Below are 21,763 nucleotides of genomic sequence, written 5' to 3' on the forward strand. Positions count from 1 at the left end.
CCTATGAAAGAGCTCTATGATAAGGTTTCAACAAAGTGTAGTTATCTTGCAACTCAATCGTACAGTACTTCCTTTTCATTGGCTATTAAATGCCTTGACGCAAAGCTGCGCAACCCCATATGTGCGATATATGGCTTTGTTAGGTTTGCAGATGAGATCGTAGATACTTTTCATGATTATGATAAACCGCAACTGCTGGACCGGTTTGAAAAGGACACCTACCTGGCCATTGAAGAAGGTATAAGCCTCAACCCTATTCTTAACAGCTTTCAATTTGCTGTCAACAAATATAATATTGACAGAGAGTTGATAGAGCAGTTTCTTTACAGCATGCGTATGGACCTGGGCAAAACCACCCATAATAATGATAGTTTTAAAACATACATTCTGGGTTCTGCAGAAGTTGTTGGCCTTATGTGCTTAAAAGTATTTTGCGAAGGAGACAAAGCCGAGTATGACCGACTGAAACCCTACGCGATGAAACTAGGCTCTGCTTTTCAAAAGATTAACTTTCTACGAGATCTCCGTGATGACTATAAGCACATGGGACGGACCTATTTCCCCGGACTGAACATGGACCGTTTTGATGAACCAAGCAAAGCTGAAATAGAAAAAAGCATTGAAAGTGATTTTAAAATGGGCTTTAAAGGGATTAAACAATTGCCGCGGTCAGCCCGTTTTGGGGTTTATCTGGCTTATGTTTATTATTACACACTCTTTAATAAAATTAGAAGAACACCTTCTTCTAATGTAATGGAAAAGCGGATCAGGATACCTAACCAGAAAAAGTTTTCCATACTTTTTTACTCGTATTTAAAACATAGACTTAATCTGATTTGAGCATGGAAGAAGTTGTATTGGTAGACTCACAAGATCGAGAGATTGGTAGAATGGAAAAGCTTGAGGCCCACAAAAAAGGGCTTCTACATAGAGCGTTTTCAATACTCATATTCAACTCAAGGGGGGAATTACTTATTCATAAACGAGATGTCAATAAATACCATTCGGGTGGTCTGTGGACAAATACTTGTTGCAGTCATCCCAGGCCTTCAGAACCCCTTCACGAGGCCGCAAAAAGAAGATTGATGGAGGAAATGGGTATAGACCTTCAACCAGAATATCTTTACAAGTTCATATATAAAACCCCGCTGGATAACCAGCTTATTGAGCATGAGCTTGATCATATATTTACCGGCATATTCGATGGCAAACCTGTCATCAATAGAGATGAAGTAGAAGACTGGAAATATATAGATCTGAAAAGCTTAAAAGCAGATATGGAAATCAACGCGGATAACTATACCCATTGGTTTAAAATAATCATTGACAACATAACACCTCATATAAAACTGGAGGTGGCATAGGAATCGGGACATTAGGATGTTCTCATTTTTTACACAAGACGCGGAGCCCATTAGAGTGAGATTGATAACAAAGTAGTTTAAAATGGATTCGATAAACATCTTTTGGTTCAGAAGAGATTTACGGCTGGATGACAACATGGGGCTGTACCATGCATTAATTGATGACCAGCCTGTACTCCCTCTGTTTATTTTTGACACCAATATTCTCAACCAACTGGAAGACAGGCATGATCCTCGCGTATCGTTTATTCATCAGCAAATCATATCTATAAATAACCTGCTCAAAAGCAAAGGCAGCTCACTTTTGGTGAAATATGGCGCACCTATCGAAATTTGGAAAAAACTGATCCAGGAATACCAGATCACCAAGGTTTACACCAACCATGACTATGAACCCTACGCTCTTGACAGGGATAAAAAAGTGGCTTCTTTATTCAACGGGCATGGCATAACATTCAACACTTATAAAGATCAAGTGCTACTTGAGAAAAATGAAGTACTGAAAGAAAATGGCGACCCTTATGTGGTATTTACTCCTTATAGCAGGCAGTGGCACAACACTATTTCAGACAAAAATTATGACCCGGTGCCATCTGCCCTGCTTTTTAAGAACTTTATCAAAAAAAGATTTAACGAGCCTCTTAGCCTCGAACAAATAGACTTTAAGCCTACAAGAATAGAAATTCCACCTGCTAGCTTAGCTGATACTACCCTAAAACATTATGAAGAGCATCGGGATTTTCCTTCTATGGATGGCACATCGCGCTTGGGCGTTCACCTGCGTTTTGGTACGGTTAGTATAAGAAAGATTGCAAATGATGCCAGAAAAAAGAGTAAGGTTTTCCTCAATGAACTCATCTGGCGAGAGTTTTATCAGATGATACTCTGGCATTTTCCAAGAGTTGTGGTTGAGAATTTTCAAACGAAATATAATAAGCTCAACTGGCGCAATAACGAAAAGGAGTTTGAAGCCTGGTGCAACGGTCAAACGGGCTACCCCATTGTAGATGCCGGAATGCGCGAGCTTAACACCACAGGACACATGCATAACCGGGTACGAATGATCGTAGCCAGCTTTCTTACTAAGCACTTGCTAATAGACTGGCGTTGGGGAGAGGCTTATTTTGCGAAAAAGTTATTAGACTATGAACTGGCTTCCAACAATGGGGGCTGGCAATGGGCTGCCGGTACTGGTGTAGATGCGGCACCATATTTCAGAGTATTTAACCCTGAATTGCAAACCAAAAGATTTGATCCTGAACTGAAATACATCAGACAATGGGTACCTGAATTTCAAGAGCTTAACTACCCAAGACCTATTGTCGAGCATAAGCAAGCTCGAGAAAGGGCTATCCAAACCTACAAAGAGGCTTTAGACTCATGAAAATTCTTCTCACAGGTTCAACGGGGTATATTGGAAGGCGGCTACTCCCTGTATTAGTAGACGAAGGTCATCATGTTGTATGTCTCGTCCGCGATAAGCGCAGGTTTGACTGGGAAGATTTTGATGAAGAATTCCTGAAACAGGTAACCGTTATAGAGGCGGATCTTGAAAAAAAGGAAACACTATACGATCTACCCAAGGATATTGATATTGCCTACTACATGGTACATTCCATGAGTAGTTCCTATGCTGGTTTTTCCGTAGCGGAAAGAAATACCGCACTAAACTTTGCGACATACCTCAAGGGTACTTCAGCCCGACAGATCATCTATCTTAGTGGTATAGTCAATGACGATAAGCTTTCAGAACACCTGAGTTCCAGAAAAAATGTAGAAGGTTTCCTTAAAACTTCAGAAAAGCCATTGACTGTTTTAAGGGCTGCAATTATTATAGGTTCGGGAAGTGCTTCCTTTGAGATCATCAGGGATCTGGTGGAGAAACTGCCCATTATGATAGCTCCTAAATGGCTTAAAACTAAATGTCAACCCATCAGCATCCGTAATGTAATCCAGTATTTGACTGGAGTTCTTGATAACAAAAAAACTTATGACCGGGTATATGATATTGGGGGACCGGACATATTATCCTACAAGCAAATGCTCATGGAATATGCCACTGTAAGAAAACTGAAAAGGCTCATTATTACAGTACCTGTACTTTCTCCCAAGCTATCATCTTTATGGCTATATTTTGTTACGTCCACTTCCTATCCACTGGCCAGAAATCTGGTAGATAGTATGCGTCATGATGTGGTAGCCAAACTTGGCAATATAGATGAGCATGTGCATATCAAAAAATACTCCTACCATGAAGCACTGGAGATGGCTTTCAGCAGAATCAGCCAAAAGAATGTTGTTTCCAGCTGGAAGGATGCCATTGCCAATGAGGGAATGAACCATAGTTTCAGGAATTTCATTGAAGTACCACGACACGGGTGTTTTAACGATATCAGGACAGTTGAATTCGATGCAGATATCCAGAAAGTGAGAAAAAAGCTCTGGGCTATTGGAGGAATCAATGGCTGGTATTATGGGAACTTCCTTTGGGAAATTCGCGGCTTTCTGGACAAAGCGGTTGGTGGTGTAGGCCTAAGACGAGGCCGAAGGAGTCCCACTGACCTAAAGGCTGGTGATGCTCTTGATTTTTGGCGTGTACTGCTAGCCAGCGAAAAGGATCGCAAGCTTTTGCTATATGCAGAAATGAAGCTTCCCGGAGAGGCATGGCTGGAGTTTCATATCAAAGAGACTGAAGGAAAAAAGCTATTGACGCAAAAAGCTACTTTCAGACCTTTGGGCATTTGGGGACGCATTTACTGGTATTGTGTATTGCCTTTTCATTTTCTCATTTTCCCGGGTATGGCCTCCAGGATTGTGAAAGTTTAGCGAAGTGGATAATTGAAAAAAGACATATGAAAATATATAACCTCAAAAGAACCCAGTATTTACCAATCTCCTTATCTGAGGCATGGAAGTTCTTTTCGACTCCCAAGAACTTAAAGGAAATAACCCCAGAGCGTATGGGGTTCAGAATACGATATTCTTCGGGGAATGAAAGAATGTACCCCGGGCAGATCATTTGTTACAAGGTGAACATTTTACCAGCTATGCAGGTTGACTGGGTAACGGAGATTACACATGTTAGGGAACCATACTACTTTGTTGATGAGCAAAGATTCGGTCCCTATGCTCTTTGGCATCATCAGCACCATTTCAGGGAAGTCAAGGATGGTGTAGAAATGATAGATGAAGTGAACTACGCCATCCCTTTTGGTATTATTGGCAGGTTGGCCAATAGCATCTTTGTTGGAAAAGAGGTAAAAGCTATCTTTGATTACAGGCACAAAGTGCTACAAAACTACTTTCAAAACAGGGCCGTAATCGTTTAAATAAGGTGGAAATATGGAAATATCAACAATTCTAATTTGCGCATCGATCGTTATTGCCACTTTCCTGTTTATGGAGTTTGTGGCATGGTTTACTCATAAATATATTATGCATGGCTTTTTATGGGTCTGGCATCAGTCGCATCACAAAAAACATAAGCATAAGCTGGAAAAGAACGATCTTTTCGCCGTTGTCTTTAGTCTGCCAAGCATCAGCCTGATTTACTACTCCACCCTGATTTACTACTCCCCTTACTTGCTTTCAGCAGGAATAGGAATATTTGGCTATGGTGCATTCTATTTTGTTTTTCACGATGTGATAGTCCATCAACGCATCAAATGGCGCCCTAAAAAAAGGAGCAAATACCTAAATCGCATGATCAATGCCCACTATATTCATCACAAAAAGCACTCAAAAGAAGGTTGTGAAGCCTTCGGTTTCCTTTATGCTCCTAAAAAATATAAAATTCAAAAAATCAAATAGTTATAAACTATCGGTTATATTTTTAGAAGCATGCTTTTTAAACTGCCATAGCAATGGATTCTCATTACCTATACCTTTTACTTAATTCGCTGGCCATAGCAGTACCACTAGCTTTTAGTTTTTACCCTAGGGCCAACTTTTCAAAAAAATGGCAATACCTCATGCCTGCTATAGCTGTACCGGGAACAATTTTTATTCTTTGGGATGTATATTTTACTAAGTGGGGTATATGGGGCTTTAATGAAACATATCTGACAGGGGTCGATATCGCTAATCTTCCAGTAGAAGAGTGGTTATTCTTTATCTGTATCCCCTACGCCTGCGTATTTACATACTTCAGTTTTAAATACCTTTTTAAGCATGATTACTTGGGTAAATATGCGTCATCCATCACCTGGGCACTTATTGTCATGTCCTTTTTGATAGCCGTAATCAATGTCGATCGTGCATATACCTCTGCTACATTTTTTGCACTATGTGCCTTTTTATTAGTACATGTCTTTATTCTTAAGTCTGCATATCTTGGCAGATTCTATTTCAGTTTTATATTCATACTCATCCCCTTTTTCCTTATCAACGGTATACTAACCGGATCATTTATTGAAGATCAGGTAGTTTGGTATAACAACAGCGAAAATTTAGGCATCCGAATGGGTACTATTCCGGTTGAAGATACTTTTTATGGGATGCTACTACTTTTGATGAACGTAACGTTATTTGAAGAATTAGAAAACAAACCCAGGTAATACAAACTTACTCATTCCTCAGTGTATCCACAGCGATCATCATATCTGCTCCGGTGGAGTAAATAACCAATAGTGATCAAAAAAGCAACAATGCTGCTAACAAAACAGCAAACAGACCTATAGTCACTTTGCATTAAAATCAGTAAGCTATACTAAGCTATTATATTGTTCTGTCAGCCTCATCCTAAAGAGCTACAAGAACAAACTTGATAGATATTATTTCTGATGAATTTTATAGATACCATAGTCCAAGATCAGGCTTTTGGCAGAGTACTTGGTAACCTAACTAACATTAGTTTATTTTGGTTATATTTGATGCTTAAAAAAATTATATAAATGCACTATTCAAAAATTGCTGGAGTTGGTCATTACGTACCAGAAAGGGTTGTCACTAACGATGACCTATCCAAGTTAATGGACACAAACAATGAATGGATCATCGAGAGAACCGGTATTAAGGAAAGGAGATTTATTGACCCTAAAACAGATACCGTAGCCAATATGTCTGCCAAAGCAGCCCATATGGCCCTTGAACGAGCCAATTTAAAGGTTGAGGATATAGATTTTATTGTGTTGGCTACCATCACCCCTGACTACTTCTTCCCTGGTTCAGGTGTGCTATTACAGCGTGAGCTTGGACTGGAGTCCATAGGGGCCTTGGATATCAGAAATGCCTGTTCTGGCTTTATTTATGCACTTTCTACCGCAGACCAGTTTATCAAAACAGGAATGTATAAGAATATACTGGTAATAGGCGCTGAGATTCAATCCACTGCTCTTGACCTGACCACCCGGGGCCGGGGTACAGCGGTGATCTTCGGTGATGGTGCCGGAGCAGTTATTTTACAGCCATCAGATCAACCGGGTATTCTATCATCACACTTGCACTCCGATGGTCGTTACGCTGAAGAGCTTTATGTAAAAGACCCGGGCAGCAGTCGCCCTCATGAAGAAAGACAACCAGAACAAATACTTGATACGTCTACATTCAAAGTTCATATGAATGGTAACATGGTATTTAAGCATGCCATTGTGCGTTTCCACGAAGTAATCATGGAAGCCCTGGAAGCCAACAACTTAACCAAGGATGATATAGACTTATTGATACCTCATCAGGCTAATCTAAGAATTAGCAATTACATCCAGCAAAAGCTTGGATTAGCTGACGAAAAGGTGTATAATAACATAATGAGGTATGGAAATACTACTGCCGGCTCCATTCCGATTGCTATGAGCGAAGCCTGGGGTGAAGGAAAAATAAAAGATGGTGATTTGATCTGTGTGGCAGCTTTTGGTAGTGGGTTTACTTGGGCCTCTTCACTTATTAAATGGTAATATTTTATGAAGACTTCAACATACAATCCCAGTACTTTGGAAGTGCAAATAGCCCAGGCTATCGAAAACATGCAGGAAAACCTGCAGAAGCAATTATCTTCTGGCACCAAAATTGTAAAAATTGAAAATAGAATTACAGAGGACAACCCTCTCGTAAAACTATTTCTGGAAGATAATGATGGCGACCCACATGAAGTGGTACTCAAAATAATTCAGACTCCGGATAAGTTTTAACCATCAAAGTTGAATTTTTTACTACGGATCAATCAGTTCTAAATTCAATTTTTAAACTTAAACCAGTACCTATGAGAACCTTTTTAATGGCCATGCTATTCACTTTGGTATATACCATAGCCTCTTCACAGTCAACCAACCAAGAAATATCGATTCTGGATAGAAATGTTAACCCAGGACAGATTATCAATGAACTTCCTTTACCTCCTCCAGGAGTAGAAGGGAGCTTTTACCTGAATGAGAGCTGGTTGATTGGAGATTTTACAATTACCAATAGCGATAAGTTATACAAAAATTTTCCATTGAGGTATGATCTGAAAAACCATATACTTGAAATTGAGAATGATAACAAAACCAAGGTCTGCACCCTTCCCGTATTGAAGACATTTTCATACAGAAACCAAAATAACGTAGTAGAAAGCTATATTAATACCTCCCTTATTGATGATGCTAACAAAATTTTACCAAAATCAATTGCTCAGATTTTCTATGAGGACAAGTTATTGCTTATTGGTGTACCCTACATAGAAGTAAAAGACCCTACTTATGTAGCAGCTATTGATATGGGAAACCGTAATAAGACGATTCTAAAAAAGGTTGATTATTATGTTGTGATCAATAAAAAAGCACACAAAATAACGGGATCATCTTTCAAAAAAAACCAAGAAATCTTTGGTAATAAGGGAAATGATATTGAAAGCTTCACAAAAGAAAATAAGCTAAAGTTTAACAGGGAAATGGATCTGGTAAAAATATTTGATTATTACAACTCATTTATATAATAATCAAATGTACCTTTCTTTAAATGGGCAGCTTTGGGCTGCCCATTTTTATTATCAGTATTTCCGATTAGCCTTTTCCTACAATCACCTCGCCAACTTTTTTTTGCTATCTGACGCCTATCTCAAACGCTCTTTTTCAGACATTTACGGAATAAAATTAAAATGTCTCCCAATTTGTCCTCCTACAAAGTATATAAACCGTAAAATAAAAACTGTAAATTGTAAATAATAAGGTGGTTTTACTATCCACTTAAGTTTAACTTAACAAGTTACTAAAATGCAAACAACTATTGGAGATGTTAAAAATTATCTCAACCAAAAAATAACTTCAATGGCATGGCAAAGAATTCAGATGCGTTTACTTCCTGAGTTTAATAAAAGAGGAATTTTCCTACACGCAATCACTGATAGCATGCAAATAGATCGTGACCTGATGGCAGCAATCAACACTGCAGTCAATACACTGTATAATGAATCTTTACCATCAGAATTTTTGAACTAACTTAACCTTTGAAGTCATGTCAATAAAAATATTAAGAGGGGAATTTTACCCAGATAGAAATGCCTATGTTGCAGCAGGCGAACCTGCAATCTTTCATTGTCATCATTATAACAGCTACCTCCAGGCTGTTTTGCTTGATGCGTCCAGTTATATAGACGGAATAGAAACTCTACTTGCAGATAGCGCCCAGGAAATTGCACACACTCAATTTAAAGCTTTTTACGGATCAAATTCCTTAAACGAAGAAGAGCGAAAAAAAGCTGTGGAAGACTATTTCAAATTTGCCGGTTTTGGTAAGATAGACCTGAAAGGGATTGATGCAACAGGAGGAGTAGTAGAAACCTCATCTGATCATTATGGAGTAGCGTTTAAATCCAAATTTGGAATAAATAAGAAGCCTGTTTCATATTTCACTTGTGGCTATTTAGCTGGCGCAATAGAAGCTATTTACGATATGGAGCTCGGCTCACTTGAAGCTAATCAGGATTTATGTATTGGTAAAGGAGATGAAATAAGTCGTTTCACAATCATTAGGTCAAATAATAGAAAAAATAAACTGATTGCTTCCCAGCAAGAAGGCAACTACCAGCTACACTCACTGATTCAACCTGACACAACAAAAGTAGACTATACCGCAATACGTCAAGCTCTTACTAATATGCCATTAGAAGGCGCTGAAAATACAGGTCTTATAGACGCTTTTGGTGTGTTACTCACTAGACATTACGCCAATTATTATTGCAACATTTCATATGGCTTTTTAGATCTATTTACTACTCAAATGGGTATAGATCAAATTGAAATAGCCAAAGAATTAATGACGGAAGCCGGACATGTTTGTGCATTCAACACCTTTGGAGGTATTATGCAATCCAACGAATGGAATGCTATGATCAAACCTATGCTATCAAGTAAAGAGGATTGGATTCATGGTATAACAGCCGTAGTTAATTCATTTGGTTGGGGTTTTTGGGAAATACAGGAACTGACTGATGAAAAGATTATCATGAAAATCACCGGAGGGTATGAGGCTAACGCATACCTGGGCAGATATAAAGAGAAACCTTCAATCCCTATTTCATTCCTTGCATCCGGAGGAGTTGCTGGTCTTATGAACCTGGTATATGTGCTTGATCTTCCCGGACGAACTCCGGTTACATTAGATGAAAATTTATATAGAGAAATTAGCAACAAGCCAGAGTTCTTTAAAGCAAAACAATTGAAATGCAGAGCACTCGGAGATGAATTTGACCTGATTGAGGCTGTTAAAGGCTAGGACATATATGAAGGTATTTCAATGCAAAGAAATTAGAAATTGCAGAAGGTTCTATCGGTATTGTTATACACTAAATGCACCTATAGATGCTATCCTGATGGATAAGCTAAGCCTTCTCGGTTTTATTGAGGTGAATAAATTATCAGAATATTCACCTCAGTTTCGAGATACCTTCAAAATTTCTTTTGACGATCAAATTGAAATTAGTGGTACAGTTTCAGATAAACAACTGTACCTTACTGTAAGTAAACAATACCCTGAACTCAAGAAAGTTTTGGAAGACACTATAATTGAATGGTTTACTTCAAAACCGACCTGATCCCTACTTAAACGGCAAAAGGACTGCACAAGAAGTGTAGTCCCTTTCAACAAACAATGTAACTAACGTTTAATTCGGAGTAATGGTAAATGTAAATTGAGTACCTGCCAGTCCACAACACTAAACATCCCCCCTTTCGTCCTAAAACCAAATTGGCTCTTAATCAAAGTTCACTAAACTGCATGCATGAAAAATCCTCCGAAATGATGGATTTTGAGGTTATTTTTAACCTAAGCATATAAAAAAGTCGGTATTTAGCTCCTCTTTTGGGTAAAATCAGGTCGGGATATGAGATACAATAATTGGCAAAAGTGTTAGGCACTGGTGTGGCAGCGATTAATTCAAAGTTGATCCTTCCAAATTGGGTAATAACAGAGTCTCCCTAAACGGTTTGCTAGTTTATGTAGGGTACTTTCCATAAGGCTCTGCCTGGAAACAAAAAAGAAAAGTTACTCTGTATAATAGCCAAGTTTCTTGTACAGGATTGAGCCACATCAAAACAAATAGAATTAAGAAATATATAAGGCTACATGAAGGTGAATACACTGCGGGAAAGAGTACTTTTTACTTATCTCTTAAATTAATTTCTCCTTGGTAGCTTTAGCTATAGCCTCCGACTTACTATTCACCTGAAGCTTGGAGTATATATTTTTAATGTGTGATTTGGCTGTCTCTTTGGTTATGAATAACTCCTGAGCTATCATACTGTAACTTTTGCCTTTAGCTAACAACTCCAGAACCTCGGTCTCCCGACTGGAAAGTGGTGAATTTGGATTTTTCTGAAATGAATTAACAACCAACTTGGCTATCTTACTACTCATTGGGGCACCACCTTGTATTACTTCATCAATGGCATCCAGCAATTCTGTATGACTGGTGTTTTTAGTGATATAACCGGAGGCTCCGGCACACAAAGCCTGGAAAACCAGATCGCTATTTTCATAAATGGTATTTACAATTAACTCTATCCCGGGGTTTTGCTTCTTGATCAAAGCAATGGCTTCTATACCATTGATTCCTGGCAGTTCCAGGTCCATAAGTATAATCTCTGGTTTATCCTTTTTTAAATTTTTGATGCAGTCCTCAGCGTTATCGTAAGCATTTACCACATAATAATCGCTAACACTATTGATAATCAAAGCAAAGCCTTCCCTTACCGCGTCGTTGTCCTCAACGATTACAATTCTTGACCTGAAGTAATTCATCTCATGTTCATTTAATTATTAAATCTTAATTTCTCGTTCTTGGGTTCTAACTGAATACTTCCTCTAAAGCGAATAATGGTACCGTAACTCTTGATTTTACTTTCGACCTCCACTGTACAACTTATCTGCGAGGCTCGGGAACGCATGTTTTTAAAGCCATGCCCTTTTCCAAGCCTGTTATGATCAAGGCCAACACCGTTATCTTTAAAGACTATAACGAATTCATTTTTGACAAGGTTTAAATCCAGGTGAACTTCATCAGCCTGTGCATGTTTCAAAGCATTGGTCATAGCTTCTTTAAATATCAGTACAATCTGCCTGCTCCAACCAGAAGGTAGAGACAGATCTTTGCGCGTCAGGTCGTCCGCTTTAGAGAAAAAAGAAACATTGGTATTATTAAAAAGGTCTTCACCAAAATCCTTTATGTAGGTAAAAACCTCTCCGAGGTGATCACTTTCAGGGTCTATAGACCAGATAAAATCCTTGGTGCCATTGAAAAGGGATTTGGTATGCTTTTCTATGTTTTTGAGCAGTTCATCAATCTCATCGGATTTATCCTTAAGCTTGAGACTGATCAGGTTAGCAAATACTGTTATGCTGGCCAGTTGGTTTCCCATATTGTCATGAAAGTCCCTGGCCATCCGTTTTCTTACTTTCACCAGTTCTTCTGCACGTATGCGCTCTACAGTAAGTATTTTATTCAGGTTAGCCCTTACCCGGTAGTCATTAAATAACTTAATACCTGCCACAATCAACACCAGAAGTAAAAGGAAAAACCACACTTCCTGCCAGAATGGAGGCACAATCTCAAACTTGAAAGTTGCAGGTTCCTCATTCCAAACACCATCACTATTAGAGGCCAGCACCTCAAAGGTGTACTCGCCTGGTGACAAATTGGTATACACCGCCTCCGATTTTGCAGTCAACGGACTCCACTCCTTCTCCAGGCCCAATAAGCGGAATTTATAGGTCACCTCAGGTTGATTATTAAGACTGCTGCCAAAATACTCAATCACCAAATTGTTTTCATTGTAGGGCAACTGCAGATCAATGGGAAGGTTGTGCCAATTAGAAGTGCTATCAGCATAATTACCCCAGTTTACCTCATGATAGAAAAGCTTCACCCCAGAAATATAGGTTACAGGTTCTACCCGGTTAGGATGCTCTTTATAGGGCTGAAACTTAAATACACCATCGGGTGCACCAAACCAAATATTGCCTTCTTTATCTTTATATACTGCATTATGAGTAGTTTGAATATTTTTGAACCCTTCGGTCTTTCCGTAATTTTTTATCCTCCTTATCTCATTCTTACCTTCTAGAAAAAGCTTATCCACTCCACGCTCCATGCCTACTATCAGGTTTCCATCATCATCAAATATCAGATTATATACCAAATCTGAAGTCAGTCCATTATCCGTTGTCAGCAATTCGTATTCTTTTCTGTCTTTACTAATCCTAAGCAATCCATGCCCGGAGTAGCCAATCCAATAGTTACCATAAACATCTTCAAGAGCTACATTTACTCTTTTATTAAAGACCTTCTTATCATTAAAGCCCTTCTTCATTTCGCCCTCCATATAATAGCTGAACCCTTTACGGGTGACAATCATTATTTTTCCTTCCATGGGTTCTGAAATACTCCATATGGTATTGTCATATAGACCATTGTCTACATTGTAATTGTAAAACGACTTCCCATCATAACAACTCAAACCATTAGCTGTACCGATCCATAAATTATTCTGGCTATCACTGAATAGGCACCGTATAGAATTATAAACCAGTCCGTCTTCCATGTCAAGGTAAGTATAGTTTTCACCGTCCAGCCTTATTAAGCCAGATCCCTTGGTACCCAGCCACACATTGCCTTGCTTATCCAGTGTACTGGCCCAGATATAGGCATTACTCAAACCATCTGAAGTGCTGAGATTGCGAAAGCTTCCTTTATCAAATACATCTACCCCTCCTCCATAGGAACTTACCCAGTACTTACCCTCATAGTCCTGTAGTATTGAGGTGATAAAATAGTTGTGTAGTCCATGCTCACGGCCATAACGCACAAAAATCTCATTAGAGAGCTTATAGATGCCATCACCATCCGTGCCTACCCAAATGATTCCCTCCCGATCGCAGTATATATTATTAACTACAAGGTTAGTAAAACCCTGCTGCTCCCCAAATGTCCGCACCTGCCCATGATCATATTGCATGATGCCATAGGCAGAAACGCTCCAAAAATTGGATGTATCCTTTACAATTGCTGATTTGATAAAAATACCCTTGAGGGGAGGGAAAAAATCATTGATAACTTTAGGCCGTGCCGGATCAAATCTGAGTAAACCTTTGTTAGAGCCCAGCCAAAGCACCCCATTGTCATCTGCACAAACAGATAAAAGATAACCTTTGAACTCAGAATTATCAACATAATTTACAAAGCCACTGCCATCATAAGCAAAAAGTCCTTTTACAGCTGAAATAAACCAAAGCACACCATGTTTATCTTCAGTAATTGCAATAACCTTGTCATTAGGAGTGCTGCCAGGAACCTCAAAAACCTCTATCTGTTCTGTTTTTGTATCAATCTTACCTATACCTCCTGTTGGTGCAGAAAACCAGATATTACCATCACTAGCTTCATAGATAACATTAACAGAGTTTTCTCTGTCATTATTATCGGCAATATTAAAATTTCGGACCTGCCTACCGTCATAACGAGATATACCTACAGCCGTAGCTGCCCATATGTTACCTTGGTTATCCACCATTACATCCCGGACATAATTACTTGCCAAGCCATCGCGGATGGTCAGGTTTTGAAATGTAAGGCCATTGAATTTTGACAGACCTCCACCTAAAGTAGCTATCCAAAGATTGCCAAACTTATCTTCACAAAAATCCAGTACTTTCTCATGGGCAAGACCATCAGAAATGCCATAGTTAATAAAGTTATAAGATTGTCCATAGCCCGAATATTCCTGAACCAGGAAACTTAACATTAGGACATATTGAAGAATACGACGAATCACTGGCTATTAATCTCAATTATTACGCAAAATAGCATGAAAAAATATATCACCCATTTAGGGGGAGGTTATACTATTAAGATAAGTGTTTGAATTGTCTTTACCTCACCTTAAATATCCTTTCCTTCAGACTACTCCATGCCAACAATATGTGCCAGCAGCCATAGTATTAGTATCCAAATAAGCCCTAAAGGTTGGGGTTAAATGCTGTTTGGAATAATGCTCCCGCCAGTACTGACGAACGGTAAGCTTTATCAAACTATTAGCAGCTTAACTAAGCAAATGCTTAGTGCCTTTCTCCACCGTCCTATAACTTTACCGGAATACGCAAGGAAAGTGACTTACAAAGGTTTCATACAATCAGCGTAGCAGGTACATCTTTCCAAATCCATTTTTGAAAGCCTTATCAGCGGAGGTTTCTCTATGGTCCAAAGTTTCTCCATTCTGACGCACAATTACCCTGTAAAGGTAAACTCCATTGGCCAATTGATCACCAAACTCATCTTTCCCATCCCAAGCAAAATCAGAAACGTTATTACCAACCCTCACAGGACCCAATTCATTTTGAGTAATCTCTCTAACTATCTTTCCCGACACTGTCATAATCTGGATCTTGATCTCATCGGGTATTTCGCTTCCAGTCAAAGTAAAAATGAACCTTGTGCTGGAAGAGAACGGATTCGGATAAGGATAAAAGTTAGTGATTGAAGATTCAAACACCACTTCAAAATTTATGGAGTAAGGTTCGCTACCCGAGGCGTTGCCGCTGGCATCTTCTGCTTCTACCCTTAAGGTGTATATATAAGGATCAGTTTTGGCAGGGTCGAAATCTTCATTGAAATCAGGCTTATATTCCACGCGAAAATCGTTCTTATCATCTGCTGGGAACCACTGCAATCGTTCTGAAGAAAAAGCTATTCGTTTGAAATCACAAGTCTCGCATTTACGCAGGAAGATGTTCACATCGGTAGTATCCTGCTTGAGTATAAACTGGTTTTCGTCCTTCAGCCTGATGGAAATTAGCGGAGTCGGTGAAACAATATCTCCATCCATAATATAATTACCATCAAAAACCACATCAATAAGTGGATTGATATTATCCTTAATAACTTTCAAATAGCCTTTATAATCAAAGACATTGTTCTCAAGGTACTGCTCTGGGTAATCATCCGGGTTGACAAAAACATTAAAATCATTCAGACCTACCTTACCCAGTGTTTTCAAATTAAAACCAAAATTAGTTGTGTCTCCCGGTAACGGAGATTTAATCTTGAGATTTTTAACTTCCGAAGACCGGTTATCCTGGTTAAACAGTGTGTACTTTACGGTGACCGAATCCGGGAAGTTTTTAGCAGAGATGTTCTTAAACCCAAAAGCAGTTTCAACAATATCCCCTTCAGGGCGTTCCTTTTTCTGGGCGGTCTCATCGCCTACCAATAATATACCTTCAGGCACACCAGAGTATAGCACTTGCCATTTGCGAAGCTGGCCTGGAGTGAGATTCACATCATCCTCAATATTATACTTCAACCTTAAAAATGGATACTGTCCTGCATCAATAGTACTAATATCTACCTCTTTTGCTGTTTCATTGTTTCGTATGAGTTGTTCATCACCCGCCGCACTTACTCCATACACATCTATGCCATAAACATCTGTTTGAGGGGTCTCTGAAATAGCAACATTAGACAGCAGGGATTGCCACTGTGTAGCAGGGCCAATGAGCGTGGAGTACATCATACCATTGGAGTAAATGCCAGTTATCTTCTCATTTAACTCAATTTCCTGCTCATCTGCAGGAGCTATCGTAGCTTTTATCTCTGTGGCACTGCCTGCTGAGGCCCCCTTTTTTCCCAATAGCATATAAGGTTCTCCATCAGCCAGCGCATTAATGTTTGCTGTTGAGGCTCCTATTTCCTCCAGTTTGTTTTTAACCGCGGCAGACCACAAACTAAACTGGGGATTACCAATGGTAAACACAATAACAGAATCTCCAACGTTAATATTATCGATGCAAGTCAACAGGTTTTCATCACCAACCTCAAATTCAGAACGAGTAAAACTATTAATAACTTGTGGGAGTCTTCCGCAAGTTCGGCTATCAGTGATTATGAATGGGATTGCCGGGTATGGAATTGTCGAAGATTTATCAAATGAAAGGATATTCAATGTGTTATCACGGCATGGCCTGCCGTTAGCAATAATATACTCTGTTCCATTAAGCCTCACAGAGATATCATAAACCCCCGCAGGGTTTGCAGCCCCATAAGTTTTAACATAAACATCAATTTCAGACTTTTTATAAATCAGCTTTTTATTTGGGTCATCTCTATTCAGTCCGTCCAGTTCGTTCTCATCATATTGAGAAAATTTACTTTGCGACCACCCTTCCGGTCCATCTTTTATATAAATGAACGAACTGACAACCCACTCTTCATTCTCATCCTCCCCAGCCTGGGCTAATTTTGACCTCCAAAAATATACTACACTATCATTAGCTGCAATATCTGGCAACAAAGACACCTGCCAGCTTGCTAACAGCTTACTGTTGATGGTATTCTGTTTTTTAAAGGGACTGCTAAACGTTTTTACCGTATCTATTTCTATGATAAAGTCTCTGCTTGCTGATAAAATATCAGTGGCTTGCACCAATAGTTCAACTGGCTGAGCAGAAACAATGGAATAATTTACCGGATACAAATTTTTAGTACCAAACAGTGGTATGAAAGCGTTGAGTATTGCTGTATTGTTTCCTTCATTGAGTTCATCTATTTCTGCAGTATAATCCAGTTCTACTAAAAACTGGTTATTGCCAAACCCTGCCGCAGATTCATTTTTAATAACCATGGTGAGTGTATCCTGAAAATATACAGGGGAAAATATTGAGTCGTAGACCATTATATCATTATTACTCAAAGTACGAGTCACTCTCATGGTCACGTTTCTGGACGAAACCCTTCCAAAATTCCTGACAATTACTTTAACCGCAAAAGAATCCAGCTGAGCCGATACTACACTTCCATCAAATGATTCCAGATACACATTATTATCATTTATCTCATAATCTGCCTTTTCTGCCCCAAAAAGATTCACAGCCGGATCACCCAACAATACCATCTGCTGCACTTGGGTAATGTTTGCAGATGAGGCTGATGATGTAGCCATATACCTTTTAACCGTTTCCTGCATGATGTCTCCTGCTCCTTTGCTGATATAAACTGAATCAGCATAACCAGTACTATAAAAAGTATCTGTATATTTTTTTAGATTACTCGCAAAACCAAATGAACTATGAGCAATGAACCCCAGTGCACCTTTATCTTCTGCCAGCACCCAGTCTTCTCCAAAAAGCACATTGGCATTGAAAAATTGGCCCGCATTGCAACCATTTACCAGGAAGAAAGGGTACTTGCCACTATTATTATAACCTAGCAAAGGATCAGAAACATAACCAATATCAATATCTGTTACCGATGGCGCTGAGTGTCCGTAAAAAGTGACCAGATTAAGACCATTATTGACCTCTTCATCAACATTAATAAGTTCCACGGTACTATTGGATTCCTTGGAAATGGTTTTCGATTTTCCTCCCAGGTATTTACTCTCCGCTATATTGGAAAAACCATCCATGTAACTCCTGAACACTGTCAATTCAGTAGTTGAAATCCCACCACTGAGGTGTAAGAGCCTCTTTCTCCATAATGCATCAAAAGGCAATGCCTCCATTTCCCTGACCTTATCAAGGTAAGCTAAAACCTGTCCAGAATTGACTGCAGGAAGCCTACCTACCGGAACAGCCGGCTCATACGTTGTTCCATTCAGGCCGGCCGTATATAAAATATCTGACGCCGGGGAACCTGCAGAGGGCACCAGATCTCTAACTTTATAAGTGACTCCAAATTTGATAACAGGTACGTAGCCGGTAGTATTTCTATGAAAGTTAGCCATTGGGTCAATACCTTTTCCTATCAGAAACAGGTATTTCGGATTCCCGTTATTCACCATATAGCGCATAAAACGATAAATAGCCAGAGGGTTTACAATACCATAATTAAACTGATTGTAAAGCATGTTGATATCGACCTTCAGCACATTATACCCAAAGGATGCCCGATAATCTGCATAGGCCTGAACCGGATCACTGACACTGCCTGCAGGCTTCATCAATATGGGGTGGCTAATAATGATATAATCGTAATTGGCAGGATTAATATTTTGAAAGGTAACTTTACTTAGAACCGGAGTAATAAAGCTCGTACCATTAACCCACAATTTCCTGGCGGAACTGGTGTTATCCACGATTGCATTAATGGTAGAACCAGATGTATTGTATCCTATTTTTCTAACATTTTCCGGGTCTGTAATATCAAATATCAAAGGTGTAACAGGTGCGTTTTGCACCTCCACATAAGACTTATTGCCTACGTTTGTATTCAGGTTAAACTTTTGGGTATTGGCTGACGCCATGTTGAAAGCCTGTGGATACACCAGTTGCAAATAAGAAATGCTTAACCTGTCATTATTGCCACTCACTCCCAATGCGGATATTCTTACGTACAGTTCCCCGCTTGAGTTAATATCTGACCAGTTTATGGTTCCATCATATAAATAAGCATTGTATTGATCAAACTGTACTGGTCCGAGTGACCTCAAAGATGCCGGGTTTTGTCCTACAAATATTTCAGCTCTATGTATTACATTATCCCGTCCAACCAGTAGTATTTTTAACCTTGGATTACCTGCTGATTGCACTGACTGACTCACACCACCAAGTATGTAATCTATACTTTGCCCTTCCTGAATCATTTGTCCGGTCCACCCCTCTCCATAATCGAAGTAGCTGTACTTGGTAACATCGCTGGCATTAAAGCTTTGTCCACCGGAATACTGGTCAGTATTTATAAGCATGGTTTCAGCCCCATGCGAGGTCTGCACAGGTAGTCCGTTGATATTGTTTTCTGAGAATGTTGCCATCCTCTTACCATTGACGGGCAACACATTATAGGTTAGAAAATAGGCTGTAGTATCGGTATAAATATTATAAAATTGATGTGGCTGTGCCGCTGTAGGTTTGTATAAATCTGCATCTGACTTCCCATCATTTTTCTGACCATAAAATTCAATGTAATCAGAGGTATTAAATATAGCATCCCCCTGCCCCCGCACATTAATAGCCAGCTCTTTACCTCTATGAAAGAGCTGCAATCTGCGAGGATCAACAGAGTTTACAGGAAAACCGGCATTGACCAGATCTGCATGGGAGATCCTATAGATCCCTTCTTTGGCCACCGGTATTTTATAATATTGCTTGTTATAATCTATCCACTCATTGCCGTAGTCCTGTCCATACCCCGTAACGGCTGCAAAAGCGAATATTATCAAATGTGCTAATCTCTTCATCATTTTTTATTCAAACCAGCCTTAAGTGAAAAAACATGTGAGTATAGCGACTCAGACTGGTCACCGATGTCAGTAAGTGCATAATCAATAGTTATATTCTTGATCTTTACTCCCAACCCAAAATTTGTCTGAAAAGTTTTATAAGTAGACTCATCAAAGTCTTTTACTTCCTGTATATTACCTGCTCCCATTCTTAAAAAGACTATTCTTTTATAATCGAACTCCAAACCAAGAGCCGGCTCTATAGATGCAAAGTCTGACTTCACTACCGTATTGCGCTTACCATCGAAGGTAGTAATCAAATCTAAAGATGCGAGTATCCCAAATTTTGATTTTACAGGTATGTATCTACCTACTCCCAATATAGCCTTAGGTAAAGTTACTTCTACCGAATTTTCAGGTATTTCGTTACCTGTCTGGGTATACACATCTATCACTAGCTCCGTGTTATGTGTCCAGGCATTAAAAGTACCTGTTACATCTCTCAGCATTAACCCAAACTGCCAATTCTTTCGCTTCAGCTGGGCACCAGCATCTAAACCAAACCCCCATGCGTTGGCAAAATCGCCTGCTTTCCTGTGCACTATCTTAAAATTGGCACCAAGTTTTAGTCCCTCGATCAGATTGACCCTTCGGGCATAGGTCAGCAAAAAGGCATAATCGGCCGCTGAGAAAAACCGGATTTTGTCATAGTTAATTGCACCATTGGCATCATATAAAAAGCGTGTATCAGGAATATCATCAATAGCAAACCTAATGATTGAAATACCTAAATGGCTCATTGAATCTACGGGCGTAGCAAAAGCTGCGTAATCATACTTGGCGATGCCTGCAAAATATTCTGCATGCATTAAAGTAAACTCGTATTGATCCTTAACCTCTAACAATCCCGCAGGGTTCCAGTAACCTGAAGTGACATCAGAAACATGAGCCACCTGGCTGTTGGACATTGCTAACCCCCGAGCCCCTACCCCAATAGACAAGAACTCATTGCTATACTTAGGAGCACTTTGAGCCAGTACCTCAGAAGAAAGCAGAAAGAATACGAAGATAAATATTATGTTTTTAGCCATTTGAACAACGCCTGAATGATATGTTGTAAATATATCTAAAATGAATCCGACACAAAAGAAGTTCTTACCACATAAAGTTCAACTGTTTAATACCTTATCATTGAAAAGAGTAACAGACCTCCTCTACAAATCAGCCAAACATTTAACATTTTTAATAATTGATATAAAATAAATACGAACTTTTAATACAAGCTAATATTTTTTACTTAGTACTTGGCCATACACAGTACCTTTTCCGTATACTTGAACAAGGTCAAAAACTCAGAGATGTTTATGGAGTGGTTGTGACCACGCAACCATTCCAATGACATTTCTTATAAAAGGAAGAATGTATGAATCTAGAAAACACACAAGTGCAGATGCGAAAGGGTATTCTTGAGTATTGCATCCTGCATATCATCTCCCGTGGTGAGGTTTACGCCTCCGACATGCTGGAGGAATTAACAACGGCAAAAATCATGGTTGTTGAAGGTACTTTGTACCCATTACTCACACGACTAAGGAAATCAGGCCTGGTAGAGTATAAATGGGTAGAGTCTAATTCAGGTCCGCCCCGTAAGTATTACACGCTTACGGATAAAGGCAATGGCTTTCTTAATAGTCTTGACAGCACCTGGAAAGATCTGGTAAAGTCTACCAAACTAATAACTTCAAAAAAGGTCAAGAGCTAATTTGACAACAGCTCGCCAGA

At 39.3% G+C, this 21,763-nt stretch carries 18 protein-coding genes; 14 read left to right on the forward strand and 4 right to left on the reverse strand.

Going from position 1 to position 21,763, the window contains the following annotated elements:
- The first annotated feature begins 3 nt into the window (after nt 1–3).
- From JMN32_RS16855 to JMN32_RS16915, 13 genes are all read left to right on the forward strand, one after another.
- Nucleotides 4–840, forward strand: a complete 837-nt coding sequence (locus JMN32_RS16855) for a phytoene/squalene synthase family protein (RefSeq protein ID WP_202857531.1) — start codon at nt 4–6, stop codon at nt 838–840.
- A 2-nt stretch (nt 841–842) separates the two neighbouring features.
- Complete coding sequence (gene idi / locus JMN32_RS16860; RefSeq protein WP_202857532.1) at nt 843–1,364, forward strand: isopentenyl-diphosphate Delta-isomerase; 522 nt, start codon at nt 843–845, stop codon at nt 1,362–1,364.
- 82 nt (nt 1,365–1,446) lie between these two features.
- Complete coding sequence (locus JMN32_RS16865; RefSeq protein ID WP_202857533.1) at nt 1,447–2,748, forward strand: cryptochrome/photolyase family protein; 1,302 nt, start codon at nt 1,447–1,449, stop codon at nt 2,746–2,748.
- Complete coding sequence (locus JMN32_RS16870) at nt 2,745–4,190, forward strand: SDR family oxidoreductase (RefSeq protein ID WP_202857534.1); 1,446 nt, start codon at nt 2,745–2,747, stop codon at nt 4,188–4,190. Before JMN32_RS16865 ends, JMN32_RS16870 begins: the two co-directional genes overlap by 4 nt.
- A 26-nt stretch (nt 4,191–4,216) precedes the next feature.
- Entirely contained in the window at nt 4,217–4,693 is a 477-nt protein-coding gene (locus JMN32_RS16875; RefSeq protein ID WP_202857535.1) for an SRPBCC family protein, read from the forward strand.
- 13 nt (nt 4,694–4,706) lie between these two features.
- Nucleotides 4,707–5,174, forward strand: coding sequence for a sterol desaturase family protein (locus tag JMN32_RS16880; protein WP_202857536.1), 468 nt, complete (start codon nt 4,707–4,709; stop codon nt 5,172–5,174).
- A 53-nt stretch (nt 5,175–5,227) separates the two neighbouring features.
- Entirely contained in the window at nt 5,228–5,920 is a 693-nt protein-coding gene (locus tag JMN32_RS16885) for a lycopene cyclase domain-containing protein (RefSeq protein ID WP_202857537.1), read from the forward strand.
- A 336-nt stretch (nt 5,921–6,256) separates the two neighbouring features.
- Nucleotides 6,257–7,255 carry a beta-ketoacyl-ACP synthase III gene (locus JMN32_RS16890; RefSeq protein ID WP_202857538.1) on the forward strand — a complete coding sequence of 333 codons (999 nt, stop codon included), beginning with the start codon at nt 6,257–6,259 and terminating at the stop codon, nt 7,253–7,255.
- A 6-nt stretch (nt 7,256–7,261) separates the two neighbouring features.
- The gene (locus tag JMN32_RS16895) at nt 7,262–7,489 is read left to right on the forward strand and encodes a hypothetical protein (protein WP_202857539.1); all 228 of its coding nucleotides are present in this window, start codon (nt 7,262–7,264) and stop codon (nt 7,487–7,489) included.
- 71 nt (nt 7,490–7,560) lie between these two features.
- Complete coding sequence (locus JMN32_RS16900) at nt 7,561–8,271, forward strand: hypothetical protein (protein WP_202857540.1); 711 nt, start codon at nt 7,561–7,563, stop codon at nt 8,269–8,271.
- A 277-nt stretch (nt 8,272–8,548) separates the two neighbouring features.
- A complete protein-coding gene (locus JMN32_RS16905; protein ID WP_202857541.1) occupies nt 8,549–8,773 on the forward strand; it encodes a hypothetical protein in 225 nt (74 codons plus the stop codon).
- A 16-nt stretch (nt 8,774–8,789) separates the two neighbouring features.
- Complete coding sequence (locus JMN32_RS16910; RefSeq protein ID WP_202857542.1) at nt 8,790–10,049, forward strand: hypothetical protein; 1,260 nt, start codon at nt 8,790–8,792, stop codon at nt 10,047–10,049.
- A 7-nt stretch (nt 10,050–10,056) separates the two neighbouring features.
- Nucleotides 10,057–10,368 carry a hypothetical protein gene (locus tag JMN32_RS16915; protein WP_202857543.1) on the forward strand — a complete coding sequence of 104 codons (312 nt, stop codon included), beginning with the start codon at nt 10,057–10,059 and terminating at the stop codon, nt 10,366–10,368.
- Nucleotides 10,369–10,943: 575 nt separating this feature from the next.
- On the opposite strand, the gene JMN32_RS16920 is transcribed toward JMN32_RS16915, so the two are convergent.
- The 4 genes from JMN32_RS16920 to JMN32_RS16935 form a co-directional block, all read right to left on the reverse strand.
- Entirely contained in the window at nt 10,944–11,573 is a 630-nt protein-coding gene (locus JMN32_RS16920; RefSeq protein ID WP_202857544.1) for a response regulator transcription factor, read from the reverse strand.
- An 11-nt stretch (nt 11,574–11,584) separates the two neighbouring features.
- Nucleotides 11,585–14,572: a ligand-binding sensor domain-containing protein gene (locus JMN32_RS16925; RefSeq protein ID WP_202857545.1), complete on the reverse strand. Its 2,988-nt coding sequence runs from the start codon at nt 14,570–14,572 to the stop codon at nt 11,585–11,587.
- A 387-nt stretch (nt 14,573–14,959) separates the two neighbouring features.
- Nucleotides 14,960–20,002, reverse strand: coding sequence for a putative type IX secretion system sortase PorU2 (gene porU2 / locus JMN32_RS16930; protein ID WP_202857546.1), 5,043 nt, complete (start codon nt 20,000–20,002; stop codon nt 14,960–14,962).
- Nucleotides 19,999–21,072: a putative type IX sorting system protein PorV2 gene (locus JMN32_RS16935; RefSeq protein ID WP_202857547.1), complete on the reverse strand. Its 1,074-nt coding sequence runs from the start codon at nt 21,070–21,072 to the stop codon at nt 19,999–20,001. The genes porU2 and JMN32_RS16935 overlap by 4 nt, the downstream gene beginning before the upstream one ends.
- A gap of 332 nt (nt 21,073–21,404) precedes the next feature.
- Between JMN32_RS16935 and JMN32_RS16940 the strand changes: the two genes are divergently transcribed.
- The gene (locus tag JMN32_RS16940) at nt 21,405–21,743 is read left to right on the forward strand and encodes a PadR family transcriptional regulator (protein WP_202857548.1); all 339 of its coding nucleotides are present in this window, start codon (nt 21,405–21,407) and stop codon (nt 21,741–21,743) included.
- The last annotated feature ends 20 nt before the right edge of the window (nt 21,744–21,763 follow it).

The organism is Fulvivirga marina (assembly GCF_016775155.1).
Classification (GTDB): Bacteria; Bacteroidota; Bacteroidia; order Cytophagales; family Cyclobacteriaceae; genus Fulvivirga; species Fulvivirga marina.

Bases quoted from the DNA above. Each gene is read 5' to 3' on its own strand.
- JMN32_RS16855 (WP_202857531.1), top strand. From the start codon at position 4: ATGAAAGAGCTCTATGATAAGGTTTCAACAAAGTGTAGTTATCTTGCA.
- idi (WP_202857532.1), top strand. From the start codon at position 843: ATGGAAGAAGTTGTATTGGTAGACTCACAAGATCGAGAGATTGGTAGA.
- JMN32_RS16865 (WP_202857533.1), top strand. From the start codon at position 1,447: ATGGATTCGATAAACATCTTTTGGTTCAGAAGAGATTTACGGCTGGAT.
- JMN32_RS16870 (WP_202857534.1), top strand. From the start codon at position 2,745: ATGAAAATTCTTCTCACAGGTTCAACGGGGTATATTGGAAGGCGGCTA.
- JMN32_RS16875 (WP_202857535.1), top strand. From the start codon at position 4,217: ATGAAAATATATAACCTCAAAAGAACCCAGTATTTACCAATCTCCTTA.
- JMN32_RS16880 (WP_202857536.1), top strand. From the start codon at position 4,707: ATGGAAATATCAACAATTCTAATTTGCGCATCGATCGTTATTGCCACT.
- JMN32_RS16885 (WP_202857537.1), top strand. From the start codon at position 5,228: ATGGATTCTCATTACCTATACCTTTTACTTAATTCGCTGGCCATAGCA.
- JMN32_RS16890 (WP_202857538.1), top strand. From the start codon at position 6,257: ATGCACTATTCAAAAATTGCTGGAGTTGGTCATTACGTACCAGAAAGG.
- JMN32_RS16895 (WP_202857539.1), top strand. From the start codon at position 7,262: ATGAAGACTTCAACATACAATCCCAGTACTTTGGAAGTGCAAATAGCC.
- JMN32_RS16900 (WP_202857540.1), top strand. From the start codon at position 7,561: ATGAGAACCTTTTTAATGGCCATGCTATTCACTTTGGTATATACCATA.
- JMN32_RS16905 (WP_202857541.1), top strand. From the start codon at position 8,549: ATGCAAACAACTATTGGAGATGTTAAAAATTATCTCAACCAAAAAATA.
- JMN32_RS16910 (WP_202857542.1), top strand. From the start codon at position 8,790: ATGTCAATAAAAATATTAAGAGGGGAATTTTACCCAGATAGAAATGCC.
- JMN32_RS16915 (WP_202857543.1), top strand. From the start codon at position 10,057: ATGAAGGTATTTCAATGCAAAGAAATTAGAAATTGCAGAAGGTTCTAT.
- JMN32_RS16920 (WP_202857544.1), bottom strand. From the start codon at position 11,573: ATGAATTACTTCAGGTCAAGAATTGTAATCGTTGAGGACAACGACGCG.
- JMN32_RS16925 (WP_202857545.1), bottom strand. From the start codon at position 14,572: ATGTTAAGTTTCCTGGTTCAGGAATATTCGGGCTATGGACAATCTTAT.
- porU2 (WP_202857546.1), bottom strand. From the start codon at position 20,002: ATGATGAAGAGATTAGCACATTTGATAATATTCGCTTTTGCAGCCGTT.
- JMN32_RS16935 (WP_202857547.1), bottom strand. From the start codon at position 21,072: ATGGCTAAAAACATAATATTTATCTTCGTATTCTTTCTGCTTTCTTCT.
- JMN32_RS16940 (WP_202857548.1), top strand. From the start codon at position 21,405: ATGAATCTAGAAAACACACAAGTGCAGATGCGAAAGGGTATTCTTGAG.